The sequence below is a fragment of the Lichenicoccus sp. genome (assembly GCF_965277665.1).
Lineage (GTDB): Bacteria > Pseudomonadota > Alphaproteobacteria > Acetobacterales > Acetobacteraceae > Lichenicoccus.
Map to the genome: position 1 here is coordinate 1378339 of NZ_OZ255835.1, position 13228 is coordinate 1391566.

Sequence of the window (13228 nt, forward strand, 5' to 3'; positions counted from 1 at the left end):
TCCCTGATGCGCAACCTCGGACCGGTGCTGGGCGATAGCTGGCGACTGCTCAAGCCGTACTTCTTCCGGTCGAGCGAGCGCCGGCTGGCGCTGACCTTGTTGATCGGGGTCGGCCTGATGTCGGTCGTGCAGACCGAGCTCGGCGTGTTGACGACTTTCTGGTCGAACCTGTTCTACAATTCGCTACAGCAGGGCAATCAGCACGCCTTCATGGCGCTGATGTTCACCTGGCTCAGGCTACCGAGCGGATGGATCATGCCGGGCTTCCTCGCCTTGGCGCTGCTGCAGATCCTGATCGGCTGCCTCGCCCTGTTCGTCACCGAATATCTACAGATACGCTGGCGCAAATGGATGACCGGCGACTTCCTGCAGCGCTGGCTGGCCGACCGCGCCTATTATCGGATCAGCGTCACCGGCGATCCGGAAGGCGTCGGCACCGACAACCCCGACCAGCGGCTCTCCGACGATATCGCGTCCTTCTGCGGCGCCGGCGCCAATGTGCGGCCGGCCACCGATACCCTGAGCCTGGCCCTGGGCTTGTTGAGCAATATCGTCTCGCTGTTCAGCTACGTGATCGTGCTCTGGGTGCTGTCGCGCCATGTCGCGCTGTTCGGCCTGCATCTGCCCGGCGGCCTGATCTGGGTGGCGCTGCTGTTCAGCCTCGGGGGCACCCTGCTGACCTACGCGGTCGGTCGACGGCTGATCGCGCTGCGCTTCTTTCAGCAGCGCTACGAGGCGGATTTTCGTTTCGGCCTGGTGCGTGCGCGCGAGAACACCGAGGGCATCGCGTTGCAAGCCGGCGAGCACGAGGAATACGGCGTGCTCCAGAAGCTCTTCACCGCCATACGAACAAACTTCATCAAGTTGCTGCGCCGCATGCTGCTGCTGAACGCCACGACAATTTCCTACAGCCAGGTGGCTGTCGTGCTGCCGTATCTCCTCGTCGGTCCGCTGTTCTTCGCCGGCCGGATGACTCTCGGGACCTTCTTCCAGGTGGCCCAGGTCTTTGGCGAGGTGCAAGGCGCGTTCTCCTGGTTTGCCGACAGCTTCACCACGCTGGCGATGTGGCGCGCCACCGTCGGTCGTCTGGCCACCTTCGACCGCGCGGTGCAGGCGGCCCGCAATGCGGATGCGGCCGGGATCAGCATCCGGACGGGCAGCGACGGCTACCGGCTGCAGGATGTCTCGCTCGCGCTGCCTGACGGGCAGCACCTCGGCATGCCGCTGAGCGCGACCTTCACCCCCGGCCACGATACCCTGATCAGCGGGCCGTCCGGCGCCGGCAAGTCCACCCTGTTCCGGACCCTGGCCGGCATCTGGCCGTTCGCGACGGGTCATATCGAAGGCCCTCCCGGCAGCAGCCTGTTCCTGCCGCAGCGCCCGTACATTCCGCTCGGCACGCTGCGGCACGCGCTCTGCTACCCGAACCCCGAGCATGCGGTGGCGCCGGACGCGGTGCAGCGGGCGCTGGAGGATGCGGACCTTGCGGAGCTGGTCCCGGAACTCGACACGACCGACGAGAACTGGGTGATGCGGCTGTCCGGCGGCGAGCAGCAGCGCCTTGCCCTCGCCCGTGCGCTACTGGCGCAGCCGGACTGGCTGTTCCTCGACGAGGCCACGGCGAGCCTGGACCCGGAGAGCGAAGGTCGGATGCTGGCCATGCTCAAGCGCCGGCTGCCCGGCACCACCATCGTCTCGATCGCGCACAACCCGGCGGTGGCTGCGTTCTTCCGCCAGCACCTGATCCTGGGCGGCGAGGACGGCACGCTGCAGGCGGCGGACTAGCACTAGTTTGACACTTTGCTTCTGGCAGAGCGTGGTCGTTTTCGACAAAACGGATGTCGTTTCGGTGGCTTTGGCGGCGCGAACAATCGTGCAATGACGGCGCGGCGGACTTCAGGGCGCGTCGGCTTCGGGGGGCGCTGTCGGGATCTGGCTCTTTTTTCCTCGCTGCGCTGCCTGGAGCCACAGGTGCCGTAGGTCGGCGGAGGCGATGCGACTCGTCAGCGCGTGCCGATTCAGTCCGGTCCACGATCGCCCTTCAAAGGCACCAGGGCGGCGAAAGCCGCGACGCTGCATCTTGCTGGACAGGGTCATGTCCGGATCGCCCTCGTCGGTGGCCATACGGATTCCGCACCAAGCTTGAGCGGGCGGGAAAGATCGCGAGTGACTGGCCGAGGCCGGTATCGATGTCGAGCCGGCACGACTTCGTCCTCGCGCCCGGGGGGCAGGAGGTCGGCAAGATCGTCCGCGCCCTGCTCGCGCAACGGATCGACAAATCGTCCATTCGCCCGCCCACCACACGCTTTGCGCCACCCTGATGATACGGGCTTCGTGCGGCGCAAGCAGCGCCCTCTTCCGACCTTCGATTTCCGACCTGGTTCCGGAGCCATAATTCGGTTGTAGACCGCCTCGTGCAGGAGATCACGCGATGGTGTCAATTACAGTCTTGTAAGCTTGGTATGGGTCGTGAAGATACCGCCACGCTTAGCAGAAGGTCGGCAAAAAGCCGGTCGCTTTCGGAGGAAAGACAATGCGCGGAGCAGATAGGGTGCGTCTGCTGCTTGCCACGTCCATGACGGCGACACTGACAATGGCCGCATCGCACGCCGTGGCACAGGCCTATACGGAACCATTCCGGCCACAATTCCATTATACGCCGGCACAGACCTGGATGAACGATCCGAATGGTCTGGTCTATTATAATGGGAAGTTCCATCTTTTCTATCAGAACAATCCGCTCGGCAACACCGACGGCAACCTCTCCTGGGGACATGCCGTCAGTACCGACCTGCTGCATTGGACCCAGCTTCCGGTGGCATTGCAGTTTCAAACGAATTCAGCCGGGGCCATCACGCAGGAGTTCTTCTCGGGCAGCGCGGTGGTCGATACCAACAACACCAGCGGCCTGGGCACGCCCGGTCATCCGGCGATGATCGCGATGTACACAAGTGAATATCCGATCGACCAGACCCTTGCGAACGGGACGCAGATCCGTGCCGGAACGCAGGCGCAGTCGATCGCCTACAGCCTGGACGAAGGCACCACCTGGACCCAGTATGCTGGCGACCCGGTGATCGCTGCACCGCCCACTGCCTATGCAGACCAGTACACGAACTTCCGAGATCCGAAACTGTTCTGGTATGCGCGGCAAAGCAAGTGGGTGGTGGTGACGTCGCTCGCATCCGAGCACAAGCTGCTGCTGTACTCGTCGAAGGACCTCAAGAACTGGACCTACATGAGTTCGTTCGGTCCGTACAATGCAACCAACGGCGCCTGGGAATGCCCTGACCTGTTCCGGTTGCCGGTCGATGGGAATGCGAACAACACCAAGTGGGTGATGATGATCGGGTCCAATCCCGGATCGATCACGGCGGGCTCCGGAACGCAATATTTCTTAGGCAATTTTGATGGCACGACCTTCACGGCCGACGCCAACCAGATCTACGATCACCTGCCACCAGCCGGAAGCACGGTTTTCCAGGATTTCGAGAAATCGAGCTACAGCGCGATCGGCTGGACCGCCACCGGTGATTTCGTGGGTACCGGGCCGGCCATGGGAACTCTGACGGGCCAGACGACGGTGAGTGGATACCAGGGCAAGCGCCTGGTGAACACGTTCATCGACGGGGATGCCTCGGAAGGCACCATAACCTCCCCCGTTTTCACCATCTCCAAGCCCTATATCGACTTCCTGATCGGCGGTGGATACTGGCCGTACAACGCAGCCACCTATGGCACCGCTTCGGATACCGAGGTCGGCGTCAATCTTCTGGTCAATAACAAAGTCGTCGCGACCGCGACGGGTTCAAATACCGAAACCCTGGAGTGGCGAAACTGGGATGTCAGCGGTTACCTCGGAAGGACCGCCCAGATCCAGATCGTCGACCATAACCAGGCCGGATTTGGCCATCTCGATTTCGACGACGTGGTGTTCTCCGATACCCCCAAGCAGGAGGCGAACTGGGTCGATTTCGGACCCGACTTCTACGCCGCCAGCACCTGGAACGGACTGCCCGAGAATACGCAGATCGCAGTTGCCTGGATGAACAACTGGAACTATGCGGGCGCCATCCCGGTTTCGCCCTGGCGCGGCGCAGATAGCATCCCGCGCGCCTTGGCGCTGCAGACGGTCAACGGCAAGATCAGCCTCACGCAGCAGCCGGTCGGCACGCTGTCCTTGATCGAGGGCGCCTCGATCTATACGCTAAAGGGCTACCCGCTTTCCAGCATCAGGGTGCTGCCGTTTTCCACCAATGAGGCCAAGACTGCGGACATCTCGGTGCAGTTCCAGGTCGGCAACGCCGCCAGCTTCGGCCTGAAGGTCCATACCGGAACCAACGGCGAGCAGACCGTCATCGGCTACGATACCAAGGCGCGCGTGCTGTATATCGACCGGACCAATTCCGGCCAGACCAGTTTCAGCTCGGACTTCCCCGGACGCTATACGGTGCCTCTGGCGCCGGATGCGAACGGCCAGGTCGCGTTGCGGATCCTGGTGGACTGGTCCTCGGTCGAGGTGTTCGGCCAGAACGGCCAGGCGCAGCTGACGGCCCAGGTGTTTCCGGCCTCGACCAGCAACGGTGTGAGCCTGTTTGCGACCGGTGGCACCGCTCTGGTGCAATCTATGAGTGTCCTGCCCGTGCGCTCGGTCTGGCCGGCGCAATAAGAGGCCGCATCGGCGCGGAGCGAGGACCGGCAGGTCGCGCTCCGCACCTGCCACCATAGCCGCAATGGATCAACTTTGGCGGGCTCCCACTGCGTCGGGGAAAAGCGCGGACGAGATCGTCGATATCGACGACACCACCCATGCGCGCAGCCACAAACGCGAGTGGCGAAATCCTGGTCGGCGCGTCCGCAGTGCAGGAAGATCAAGCGTCGGGTGTTTGGGCTGAATGTCGCTCATGGCACGATGCTCCATCGTTCCGGACAGTCTCGCCGGATTCCTGGTGCGGCGATCAGGCTTTCCGTTCGGCCACCGCAGGCTCATCATCGCCGCAACGCCCGCCAGCGGCGCTTCGAGGACGCCATGCAGTTTGAAGAGTTCGACAAGAACCCGGCCAACCATGTGCCGCTCTCGCCACTGAGCTTTCTCGATCGGGCGGCAGCGGTGCATCCCGACCGCCTGGCCGTGGTGCATGGTGATCACCGCGCAAGCTGGAGCGAGACCGCCGCACGATGCCGCCGCTTCGCCGCCGCGCTGTCGCAACGAGGCATCGGACGCGGCGACGTGGTGGCCGTCATGGCGCCGAACACGCCGCCTTTGTTCGAGGCGCATTTCGCCGCGCCGATGCTGGGCGCGGTGCTCAACGCCATCAATATCAGGCTTGAGCCGGACACCATCGCCTACATCCTGCAGCACGGCGAGGCGCGGGTGCTGATCACCGATCGGGAATTCTCCGCGACCATCGCGGCAGCACTTGCCCTGCTGCCCCCGGACCTTCGCCCGCTGGTGATCGACATCGACGACCCCGCTGCCGCCGGCGGCGACCTGCTCGGCGAGATCGAGTATGAGAGCTTCCTGGCCGGCGGCGATCCTGGCTTCAGGGGCAGCCTGCCGCCGGACGAATGGGACGCGATCTCGCTGAACTACACGTCGGGCACCACCGGCCGGCCGAAGGGGGTCGTCTATCATCATCGCGGCGCCTACCTGAACGCGATCGGCAACGCGCTGAGCTGGGACATGCCGCGCCACGCGGTCTATCTGTGGACGCTGCCGATGTTCCACTGCAACGGCTGGTGCTTCCCCTGGACGGTGACCGCGCTCGCCGGCACGCATGTCTGCCTGCGCCGCGTCGAGGCCGGCGCCATCCTCGCGGCCCTCGACGCCGAGCGGGTCACGCATCTCTGCGGCGCCCCGGTGGTCATGGGCATGATCCTGAACGCGCCCGGTGTTGCGCGCCGCGAGCCGGCGGTGCAGGTGGCGACCGCCGGCGCCGCGCCGCCCGCGGCCGTGATCGAGGGCATGGAGCGGCTCGGCTTTGCCGTCACCCACACCTATGGCCTGACCGAGAGCTACGGCCCCTGCACCACCTGCGAGTGGAACACGAACTGGGACGCGCTCGATGCCGGCGCGCAGGCGGTGCTGAAGGCGCGCCAGGGCGTGACCTACGTCACCCAGGAGGCGCTGGTGGTCGCCGACCCGCTCACCCTCGAACCGGTGCCGGCCGACGGGGTCAGCATGGGCGAGCTGATGCTGCGCGGCAACGCGCTGATGAAGGGCTATCTCAAGAACGATGCGGCGACGCGGGACGCCTTCGCCGGCGGCTGGTTCCATACCGGCGATCTCGGGGTGTGCCATCCGGACGGCTATGTCGAGGTCCGCGACCGCTCCAAGGACATCATCATCAGCGGCGGCGAGAACATCTCGACGATCGAGGTGGAGTCCGTGCTCTACCGGCATCCGGCGGTGCTGGAAGCCGCCGTGGTGGCGATGCCGGACGAGAAGTGGGGCGAGGTGCCGTGCGCGTTCGTGACCGCGCGGCCGGGCGTGGCGGCGAGCGAGGCCGAGCTGATCGCGTTCTGCCGCGCCAGCCTCGCCCATTTCAAGGCGCCGCGCCGGGTGGTGTTCGGCCCGTTGCCGAAGACCAGCACCGGCAAGATGCGGAAATACCTGCTGCGCGAGCGCGCCCGATCAGCTTGAGACGTCACGGGGCCCGGTCGGTCGAGAACGCGATCTCCCGCTGGGCGTCCAGCTCCGAGAGCCGCAGGGCGAGGGCAGCCCGGATGCGCTCGTAGGAGCCGCGCCCCATCACCAGCCGCCTCGGCGCGAGATCGGCGTCCACGCTGTCGATCATCGCCTGCGCCACCCGCACGGCATCGCCAGGCAGAGCGAACGCGCCCGAGCCGACCGCGCGCCGGATCTCCCCGGCCGGGGTGTCCTCGTACACCGCCATCGGCGGCGCGCTGACCATGCCGGCGCGAAACCCGGTCTGCGTCGGGCCCGGCTCGACGATGGTAAAGCCGATCCCGAACGGCGCCACTTCCTGCGCCACCGCCTCGACGAAGCCCTCGATGCCCCATTTGGTCGCGTGGTACAGGCCGAACGCCGGATAGGCGATCTGGCCGCCCTCCGAGGACACCTGCAGGATGCGGCCGCCACCCTGGGCGCGCAGATGCGGCAAGGCGGCGCGGATCAGCTGGATCGAGCCGACCAGGTTGGTGTCGATCTGCTGGCGTATCTGCGCGTCGCTGGCTTCCTCGGCGGCGCCGAACAGCCCGTAGCCGGCATTGCTGACCACGACATCGATGCGGCCCAGTTCTGCCACGGCCCACGCCATGACGCGCACGATCGCGGCGTTGTCGGTGACGTCGAGCGGCGCCACCCGCAGCAGATCGCCGTACTTCGTCTTGAGGTCGTCCAGCGCGCCGGTCCGGCGCAAGGTCGCGGCCACGCGGTCGCCGCGATCCAGCAGTTGTTCGGTCAGGGCGCGTCCGATGCCGGATGAGCCGCCGGTGATGAACCAGGTCCTGGTCATGTGCAAATACTCCAAAGCTGCCTCTGCGACAGAGGTAAGCCTGGACCGTTCATGCTATTAGTCGCGCAAATTGGTATGGGTTGCTGCAGTTTGGCCATGAATGAGCGGCCCGCGCTTGACGAGCTCGTCGCGTTCACGGCGATCGCCACCCAGTGCAGTTTCCGCGGGGCTGCGGACGAACTCGGCCTCTCCGCCTCCACGCTGAGCCACGCCATGCGCAGCCTCGAACAGCGCCTCGGCGTCCGACTGCTGCACCGGACGACGCGCAGCGTGTCGCCGACCGAGGCCGGCCGGCGACTGCTGGCACATCTGCGGCCGGTGCTGCGCGACCTGGACCTGGCCCTGGCGGCGGTGGACGACTTCCGCGCCGGCCCGATCGGCACGCTGCGCATCAATGCCAGCGAGACCGCCGCCCGGCTGCTGCTGCGCGCGGTGGTGCCGGATTTCCTGGCCCGGCATCCCGGCATGTCGCTCGACCTGGTCACCGACGGACGGCTGGTCGATATCGTGGCGGAAGGTTTCGACGCCGGGATAAGGCTCGGCGAGGCGTTGCCGCAGGACATGATTGCGGTCCGGCTCGGCGGCGAGACCCGCTTTTGCGCCGTGGCGTCGCCCGCCTATCTCGCCGGCCGCGCGCCGCCGCTGACGCCGGACGACCTCATGCAGCATCGCTGCATCCGCCTGCGCCTGCCGAGCGGCCGGCTGTATCGCTGGGAGTTCGAGCGGCATGGCCAGGAAATCGCCATCGACGTGCCGGGACCGCTCACCCTCGACCACCCGGAACTGATGGCGGACTGTGCCGCGCGCGGCCTCGGGATCGCCTACCTGTCCGAAGCCACGGCACGCCCCCACCTCGACCGCGGCACGCTGGTCGGCGTGCTCGACGACTGGTGCCCGCCGATCCCGGGCCTGTTCCTGTACTATCCCGGCCACCGGCACGTGCCGGCCGGCCTGCGCGCCTTCATCGACGTGCTGAAGCGGGCGGACCTCACGAGCACGGGGTGAAGCTCGGCCGGGATCGCAGCTTGCGTGCGCATAATAGATGCGCATACGATATCCGCTTTCCGGGAGGATCCTATGCCCCGCTCCGCCAGCCTCACCGCCACCAGGCGGGCTACGAACGTCACCCTGCCGGACGCCTTGCTGCACGATGCCCGGCAACTCGGGATCAATCTGTCGCAGGCCTGCGAGCGCGGCCTCGCCGAGGCCGTGACCGAAATGCGCCGGCAACGCTGGCTGGAACACAACCGCGATGCGATCCGGGCCTGGAACGAGCACGTCGCCGTCCGGGGCCTGCCACTGGCCGCCTACCGCCAATTCTGATGGCGCGTCTCGACATCCACCCGATGCCGGGCGGCGGCGCAGGCTACGTGGTGAACGTCCAGGCCGACCTGCTCACGCATCTCAGCACGCGGGTCGTCGTGCCGCTGCTGCCGGAGGCCACTTCATCGTCACCGATCAGCGAACTGAACCCGGTGTTCGAGATCGAGGGCGGCCGCTACGTGCTGGTGACGCAGGCGCTGGCCGCCATTCCGGGCAGCGAGCTGAAGCGGTCGATCGGCTCGCTCGACGCGGAGCATGACAGCGTCACGCGGTCACTGGACCTCCTGCTCGTCGGGTTCTGAACGCCTCAGAACGCTGTCGCCGTCAGCAAGCCGGACAACTCCATGCGTCGCCGTGAGGCGGCGATGCCGTCGGTCACCGCGATCGCCGCCGCGAGCGCCCGGATGCCGGCCTGCGCGTCGACCAGCACCGGTGCGCCATCGAGGCAGGCGGCGACAAAGGCCGCGTGCTCGGCCGCCAGCGTGTCGTGCTCGCGCCAGCTCACCGCCTCGCGCCGGAAGCCGCCGGTGCCGGGGAGTGGCATGCCGCGTTCGCGTCCGATCATGGTGAGCTCGCGGGCGGCGAAGTCCGCCGACAGGTAGCCTTCCTCGGAGAACAGCCGCATCCGGCGCTCGGTCTTGAGCGAGATCCGGCTCGCGGTGATGGTGGCGACACAGCCATTGGCAAAGCGCACGCGCGCATTGGCGATGTCCTCGTGCGCGCTGCTGACCGCGCAGCCGAGCGCGTCCACGCTTTCGATCGGGCTGTCCACGATCGCCAGCACCAGGTCGAGATCGTGGATCATCAGGTCCAGGATCACCGAGACGTCGGTGCCGCGCGGCTTGTACGGCGCGATCCGCGTCGCCTCGATATAGAGCGGCCGGGTGATCCGCTCGGTGATCGCCGCATGCTCGGCGGAATAGCGCAGCAGGTGGCCGACCTGCAGCACCAGCCTGGTCGCTGCCGCCGTCTCGGCGAGCACCTGCGCCTGCTCCAGGGTGGAGGCGATCGGCTTCTCGATCAGCACGTGCCGACCGGCCCGCAGCACCGCCATCGCCAGGTCGAAATGCGCCTCGGCGGGAGCCGCGACCACCAACGCGTCGCAGGCTCCGAGCAGTTCTGTGAACCCGAGCACCGGCACCCCGCCCGCGTCGCGGGCGACCAGCGCGGCGCGCTCCGGATCGGGATCATGCACGCCCGCGAGCAGCGCGCGGCCGGAGGCGGCGACCTTCAGGGCGTGGAACCGGCCGAAATGCCCGGCCCCGACCACGCCGATCCGCAGGCGGCGCTCGCCGGCATCGTCCCGCGGCCGCGACCCGAACCCCAGCAACGCCATCGACGGCCCCTCTCCTGCGCCCCGCCTGGGTAGCAGGAGAAGTTGCATCGCGAGAAGCACGTCGGCATGTTCCCGGCCGGCTGCAGAGCACCTTCCTCGGCAGCCGGTCCCGGTTGCGCGGCAACCCTCTTCAGCAGCTCGTACGGAGCACCTCCTTCAGCATGATGTACTACAGCCGCATGAAGACGGCCTCGGTCCTGGGCGTCTGCCTGCTCGGCCTGCTGCTCTGCCTGCCCAACCTGCTCGCCGCCCCGTCGAAGAACCTGCCCTGGCGGCAGATCCATCTCGGCCTCGATCTGCGCGGCGGCTCCTACCTGCTGATGCAGGTGGACATGCCGACGATCACCCGCGAACGGCTGGAGGCGCTGACCGACGGGGTGCGCCAGCAGCTGCTCGGCGCCGGGCTCGGCTACCGCAACCTCGCCACCGACGCGGGCAGCCGCAGCGTCACCTTCACGCCGCGCGTGCCGTCCGAGCGTGACCGCGACCTGGCCAGCCTGGGCAAGCTGCCGCAGGCCTCGCCGGGCGAATTCACCGTCGCCGCCCGGCCCGACGGCAGCATCGCCGTCGCCTTGTCGGAGGCGGCGATGCGAGAGCGCGCCCAGGATGCGGTGACCCAGTCGATCGAGATCGTGCGCCGCCGCATCGATGCCACCGGGGCGGTCGACCCGGAGATCACCCGCCAGGGCAGCGATCGCATCGTCATCCAGCTTCCCGGCGTCACCGATCCGCAGCGGGTAAAGCAGCTGCTCGGCACCACCGCCAAGATGACCTTCCACCTGGTCGATCCGACCGCCAACCCGAACGGCCTGCCGCCGCCCGGCGTCGAGATGCTGCCGATGGCGGACAATGCGGCGCAGCGCGTCGCGGTCATCCGGCATGCCGAGGTCGATGGCGCCGACCTCACCAACGCCTCCCCCGGCCAGGACACCCAGACCGGCGGCTGGTCGATCAACTTCACCTTCAACTCGGTGGGTGCGCGGCGCTTCGGCGACGCGACGCGCGCCAATGTCGGCCACCAGCTCGCCATCGTGCTCGACAACAAGGTGATCAGCGCCCCGGTGATCCAGAGCGTGATCGCCGGCGGCCAGGGTCAGATCACCGGCAGCTTCACCGCCCAGCAGGCCACCGACCTTGCCCTGCTGCTGCGCGCGGGCGCGCTGCCGGCGCCACTCGCGGTGATCGAGGAGCGCTCGGTGGGGCCGTCGCTGGGGGCGGATTCGATCCGCGCCGGCGCGATCAGCCTCGCGGTCGGCTTCGTGCTGGTGATCGCCTTCATGGGGCTGTTCTATGGCCTGTTCGGCTGGTACGCGAACATGTGCCTGATCGCCAACCTGGTCCTGATGCTGGCGATCCTGTCGCTGTTCCAGGCGACGCTGACGCTGCCCGGCATGGCCGGCATGCTGCTCACCCTGGGCATGGCGGTCGATGCCAACATCCTGATCAACGAGCGCATCCGCGAGGAGGTGAAGCGCGGCCGCACCCCGCTGAACGCCCTGCAGACCGGCTTTCAGCGCGCCACCTCGACCATCGTCGACAGCAACGCGACCGCCCTCCTCGCGCATGTCATGCTGTTCGTGTTCGGCACCGGGCCGGTGCGCGGCTTCGCGCTCACCATCACCATCGGCATCGTCACCACCCTGTTCACCACGCTGCTGCTCTCGCGCATGCTGATGGTGCGTTGGTATGCCGTCACCCGCCCTGCCCTTCTACCGGTCTGACCCTGCCATGAACGCGCACTTCCTCGGACGTCCGCTGCTCCGTTTCGTGCCCGACGGCACGCGCATCAACTTCATGCGCGGGCGCTTCATCGGGCTGGCAACCTCGGCCTTCCTGTCGCTGGCCTCGATCGGGCTGTTCTTCTATCCGGGCCTCTCGCTGGGCATCGACTTCAAGGGCGGCATCGTGGTCGAGGCGCGCACGCCGGGATCCGCCAACTTCGATGCGATTCGCGCCGCCCTGCAGGCACGCCACGTGCCGGCGGCCGGGCTGCAGCGCTTCGGCGCCGACAACGACGTACTGATCCGGCTCGACGCGCCGTCGGGCAAGGATGCGGCGGGCGAGGCCGCCACCCAGTCGCTGGTCGATCGTACCCGGGCCGGGATCATCGCGGCACAACCCGGTGCGCAGGTGCTGCGCGCGGATGCGGTCGGCGCCTCGGTGTCGTCCGAGCTGTTCCGCAACGGCCTGCTGGCGCTGGGTCTCAGCCTGCTGATGATCCTGGTCTATATCTGGGTGCGCTTCGAATGGGAGTTCGCCGTCAGCGCGGTGATCACCCTGGTGCTCGACCTCACCAAGACCATCGGCTTCCTGGCGATTAGCCGGTTCCAGTTCGACCTGGTGATGGTGGCCGCCATCCTCACCATCCTGGGCTACTCCACCAACGACAAGGTGGTGGTCTATGACCGGGTGCGCGAAAACCTGCGCAAGTATCGCACGATGCCGCTGCGCGAACTGGTGGACCTGTCCATCAACGAGACCCTGAACCGCACCCTTGGCACCTCGTCCACGGTGTTCCTGGCCGCCCTGCCGCTGGCCCTGTTCGGCGGCGCCACGCTGTCCGGGTTTGCCTGGGTGATGCTGTTCGGCATCGTGGTCGGCACGTCGTCCTCGATCTTCATCGCCGCCCCGATCCTGCTGCTGCTCGGCGAGAAACGGCTGCGGCGCGATCTGCATGCGGTGCAGAAGCGGTAGGGTCCGGGGCGCCGGATCAGCTATGGTGCTGACGCGCCGGATCGCCGTCCGCATCCATCCGCGTGGTGTAGTCCATCAGCGAGCGCACGGCGCTGCGTGCCTGTGACAGCGTTGTCCAGTTCGGGCCAAGCTCGTGGCCGCGCAGCGCCACCAGGGCGGCATGATCGTAGCGCACCAGGTCCAGCAGGGACGCCGGATCGGCGCGTCCCGACATCACGTAGCTTTCCGCCATGCCGTGCGCGATCAGGTAGGTCATCACCACCTCGCGGGTCGCGTCACCCAGAGTGTCCGGTCCGGCAATGACTCCCGAGGACCGGCAGCCGGCCAGCGCGATGGTCCCGCACAGGCTCGCCAGCGCCAGCGCATGCCGCATGGCTGCGCGACGCGTCATGTCCCC

At 67.2% G+C, this 13228-nt stretch carries 12 protein-coding genes; 8 read left to right on the top strand and 4 right to left on the bottom strand.

Annotated elements, in window-relative coordinates:
- Positions 1 to 6 precede the first annotated feature (6 nt).
- Positions 7 to 1785 carry an ABC transporter ATP-binding protein/permease gene (locus tag ACQY4O_RS06200; protein WP_428375337.1) on the top strand — a complete coding sequence of 593 codons (1779 nt, stop codon included), beginning with the start codon at positions 7 to 9 and terminating at the stop codon, positions 1783 to 1785.
- Positions 1786 to 1896: 111 nt separating this feature from the next.
- Here ACQY4O_RS06200 and ACQY4O_RS06205 read toward each other — a convergent pair whose 3' ends face one another.
- Complete coding sequence (locus ACQY4O_RS06205; protein WP_428378251.1) at positions 1897 to 2124, bottom strand: hypothetical protein; 228 nt, start codon at positions 2122 to 2124, stop codon at positions 1897 to 1899.
- 427 nt (positions 2125 to 2551) lie between these two features.
- On the opposite strand from ACQY4O_RS06205, the gene ACQY4O_RS06210 reads away from it, so the two are divergent.
- Both ACQY4O_RS06210 and ACQY4O_RS06215 read left to right on the top strand, forming a co-directional pair.
- Complete coding sequence (locus ACQY4O_RS06210; RefSeq protein WP_428375338.1) at positions 2552 to 4669, top strand: glycoside hydrolase family 32 protein; 2118 nt, start codon at positions 2552 to 2554, stop codon at positions 4667 to 4669.
- Between the two features lie 360 nt (positions 4670 to 5029).
- Positions 5030 to 6643, top strand: coding sequence for an acyl-CoA synthetase (locus ACQY4O_RS06215; RefSeq protein WP_428375339.1), 1614 nt, complete (start codon positions 5030 to 5032; stop codon positions 6641 to 6643).
- A gap of 4 nt (positions 6644 to 6647) precedes the next feature.
- Here ACQY4O_RS06215 and ACQY4O_RS06220 read toward each other — a convergent pair whose 3' ends face one another.
- The gene (locus tag ACQY4O_RS06220) at positions 6648 to 7478 is read right to left on the bottom strand and encodes an SDR family oxidoreductase (protein ID WP_428375340.1); all 831 of its coding nucleotides are present in this window, start codon (positions 7476 to 7478) and stop codon (positions 6648 to 6650) included.
- A gap of 96 nt (positions 7479 to 7574) precedes the next feature.
- On the opposite strand from ACQY4O_RS06220, the gene ACQY4O_RS06225 reads away from it, so the two are divergent.
- The 3 genes from ACQY4O_RS06225 (at position 7575) to ACQY4O_RS06235 (ending at position 9103) form a co-directional block, all read left to right on the top strand.
- The gene (locus ACQY4O_RS06225; protein ID WP_428375341.1) at positions 7575 to 8483 is read left to right on the top strand and encodes a LysR family transcriptional regulator; all 909 of its coding nucleotides are present in this window, start codon (positions 7575 to 7577) and stop codon (positions 8481 to 8483) included.
- 72 nt (positions 8484 to 8555) lie between these two features.
- Positions 8556 to 8801 (top strand): type II toxin-antitoxin system CcdA family antitoxin, encoded by a 246-nt coding sequence (locus ACQY4O_RS06230; RefSeq protein ID WP_428375342.1) that lies wholly within the window; start codon positions 8556 to 8558, stop codon positions 8799 to 8801.
- Positions 8801 to 9103 carry a CcdB family protein gene (locus ACQY4O_RS06235; protein ID WP_428375343.1) on the top strand — a complete coding sequence of 101 codons (303 nt, stop codon included), beginning with the start codon at positions 8801 to 8803 and terminating at the stop codon, positions 9101 to 9103. The genes ACQY4O_RS06230 and ACQY4O_RS06235 overlap by 1 nt, the downstream gene beginning before the upstream one ends.
- A 5-nt stretch (positions 9104 to 9108) precedes the next feature.
- On the opposite strand, the gene ACQY4O_RS06240 is transcribed toward ACQY4O_RS06235, so the two are convergent.
- Entirely contained in the window at positions 9109 to 10137 is a 1029-nt protein-coding gene (locus ACQY4O_RS06240; RefSeq protein ID WP_428375344.1) for a Gfo/Idh/MocA family protein, read from the bottom strand.
- A gap of 161 nt (positions 10138 to 10298) precedes the next feature.
- Here ACQY4O_RS06240 and secD point away from each other — a divergent pair, with 161 nt between their 5' ends.
- A complete protein-coding gene (gene secD, locus ACQY4O_RS06245; protein ID WP_428375345.1) occupies positions 10299 to 11858 on the top strand; it encodes a protein translocase subunit SecD in 1560 nt (519 codons plus the stop codon).
- A 7-nt stretch (positions 11859 to 11865) separates the two neighbouring features.
- Positions 11866 to 12831 (top strand): protein translocase subunit SecF, encoded by a 966-nt coding sequence (gene secF / locus ACQY4O_RS06250; protein ID WP_428375346.1) that lies wholly within the window; start codon positions 11866 to 11868, stop codon positions 12829 to 12831.
- Positions 12832 to 12847: 16 nt separating this feature from the next.
- On the opposite strand, the gene ACQY4O_RS06255 is transcribed toward secF, so the two are convergent.
- Complete coding sequence (locus ACQY4O_RS06255; protein ID WP_428375347.1) at positions 12848 to 13222, bottom strand: hypothetical protein; 375 nt, start codon at positions 13220 to 13222, stop codon at positions 12848 to 12850.
- Positions 13223 to 13228 lie beyond the last annotated feature (6 nt).

Excerpts from the sequence above, each read along its gene's own strand:
- ACQY4O_RS06200 (WP_428375337.1), top strand. The coding sequence starts at position 7 with ATGCGCAACCTCGGACCGGTGCTGGGCGATAGCTGGCGACTGCTCAAG.
- ACQY4O_RS06205 (WP_428378251.1), bottom strand. The coding sequence starts at position 2,124 with ATGGCCACCGACGAGGGCGATCCGGACATGACCCTGTCCAGCAAGATG.
- ACQY4O_RS06215 (WP_428375339.1), top strand. The coding sequence starts at position 5,030 with ATGCAGTTTGAAGAGTTCGACAAGAACCCGGCCAACCATGTGCCGCTC.
- ACQY4O_RS06220 (WP_428375340.1), bottom strand. The coding sequence starts at position 7,478 with ATGACCAGGACCTGGTTCATCACCGGCGGCTCATCCGGCATCGGACGC.
- ACQY4O_RS06225 (WP_428375341.1), top strand. The coding sequence starts at position 7,575 with ATGAATGAGCGGCCCGCGCTTGACGAGCTCGTCGCGTTCACGGCGATC.
- ACQY4O_RS06230 (WP_428375342.1), top strand. The coding sequence starts at position 8,556 with ATGCCCCGCTCCGCCAGCCTCACCGCCACCAGGCGGGCTACGAACGTC.
- ACQY4O_RS06235 (WP_428375343.1), top strand. The coding sequence starts at position 8,801 with ATGGCGCGTCTCGACATCCACCCGATGCCGGGCGGCGGCGCAGGCTAC.
- ACQY4O_RS06240 (WP_428375344.1), bottom strand. The coding sequence starts at position 10,137 with ATGGCGTTGCTGGGGTTCGGGTCGCGGCCGCGGGACGATGCCGGCGAG.
- secD (WP_428375345.1), top strand. The coding sequence starts at position 10,299 with ATGATGTACTACAGCCGCATGAAGACGGCCTCGGTCCTGGGCGTCTGC.
- secF (WP_428375346.1), top strand. The coding sequence starts at position 11,866 with ATGAACGCGCACTTCCTCGGACGTCCGCTGCTCCGTTTCGTGCCCGAC.
- ACQY4O_RS06255 (WP_428375347.1), bottom strand. The coding sequence starts at position 13,222 with ATGACGCGTCGCGCAGCCATGCGGCATGCGCTGGCGCTGGCGAGCCTG.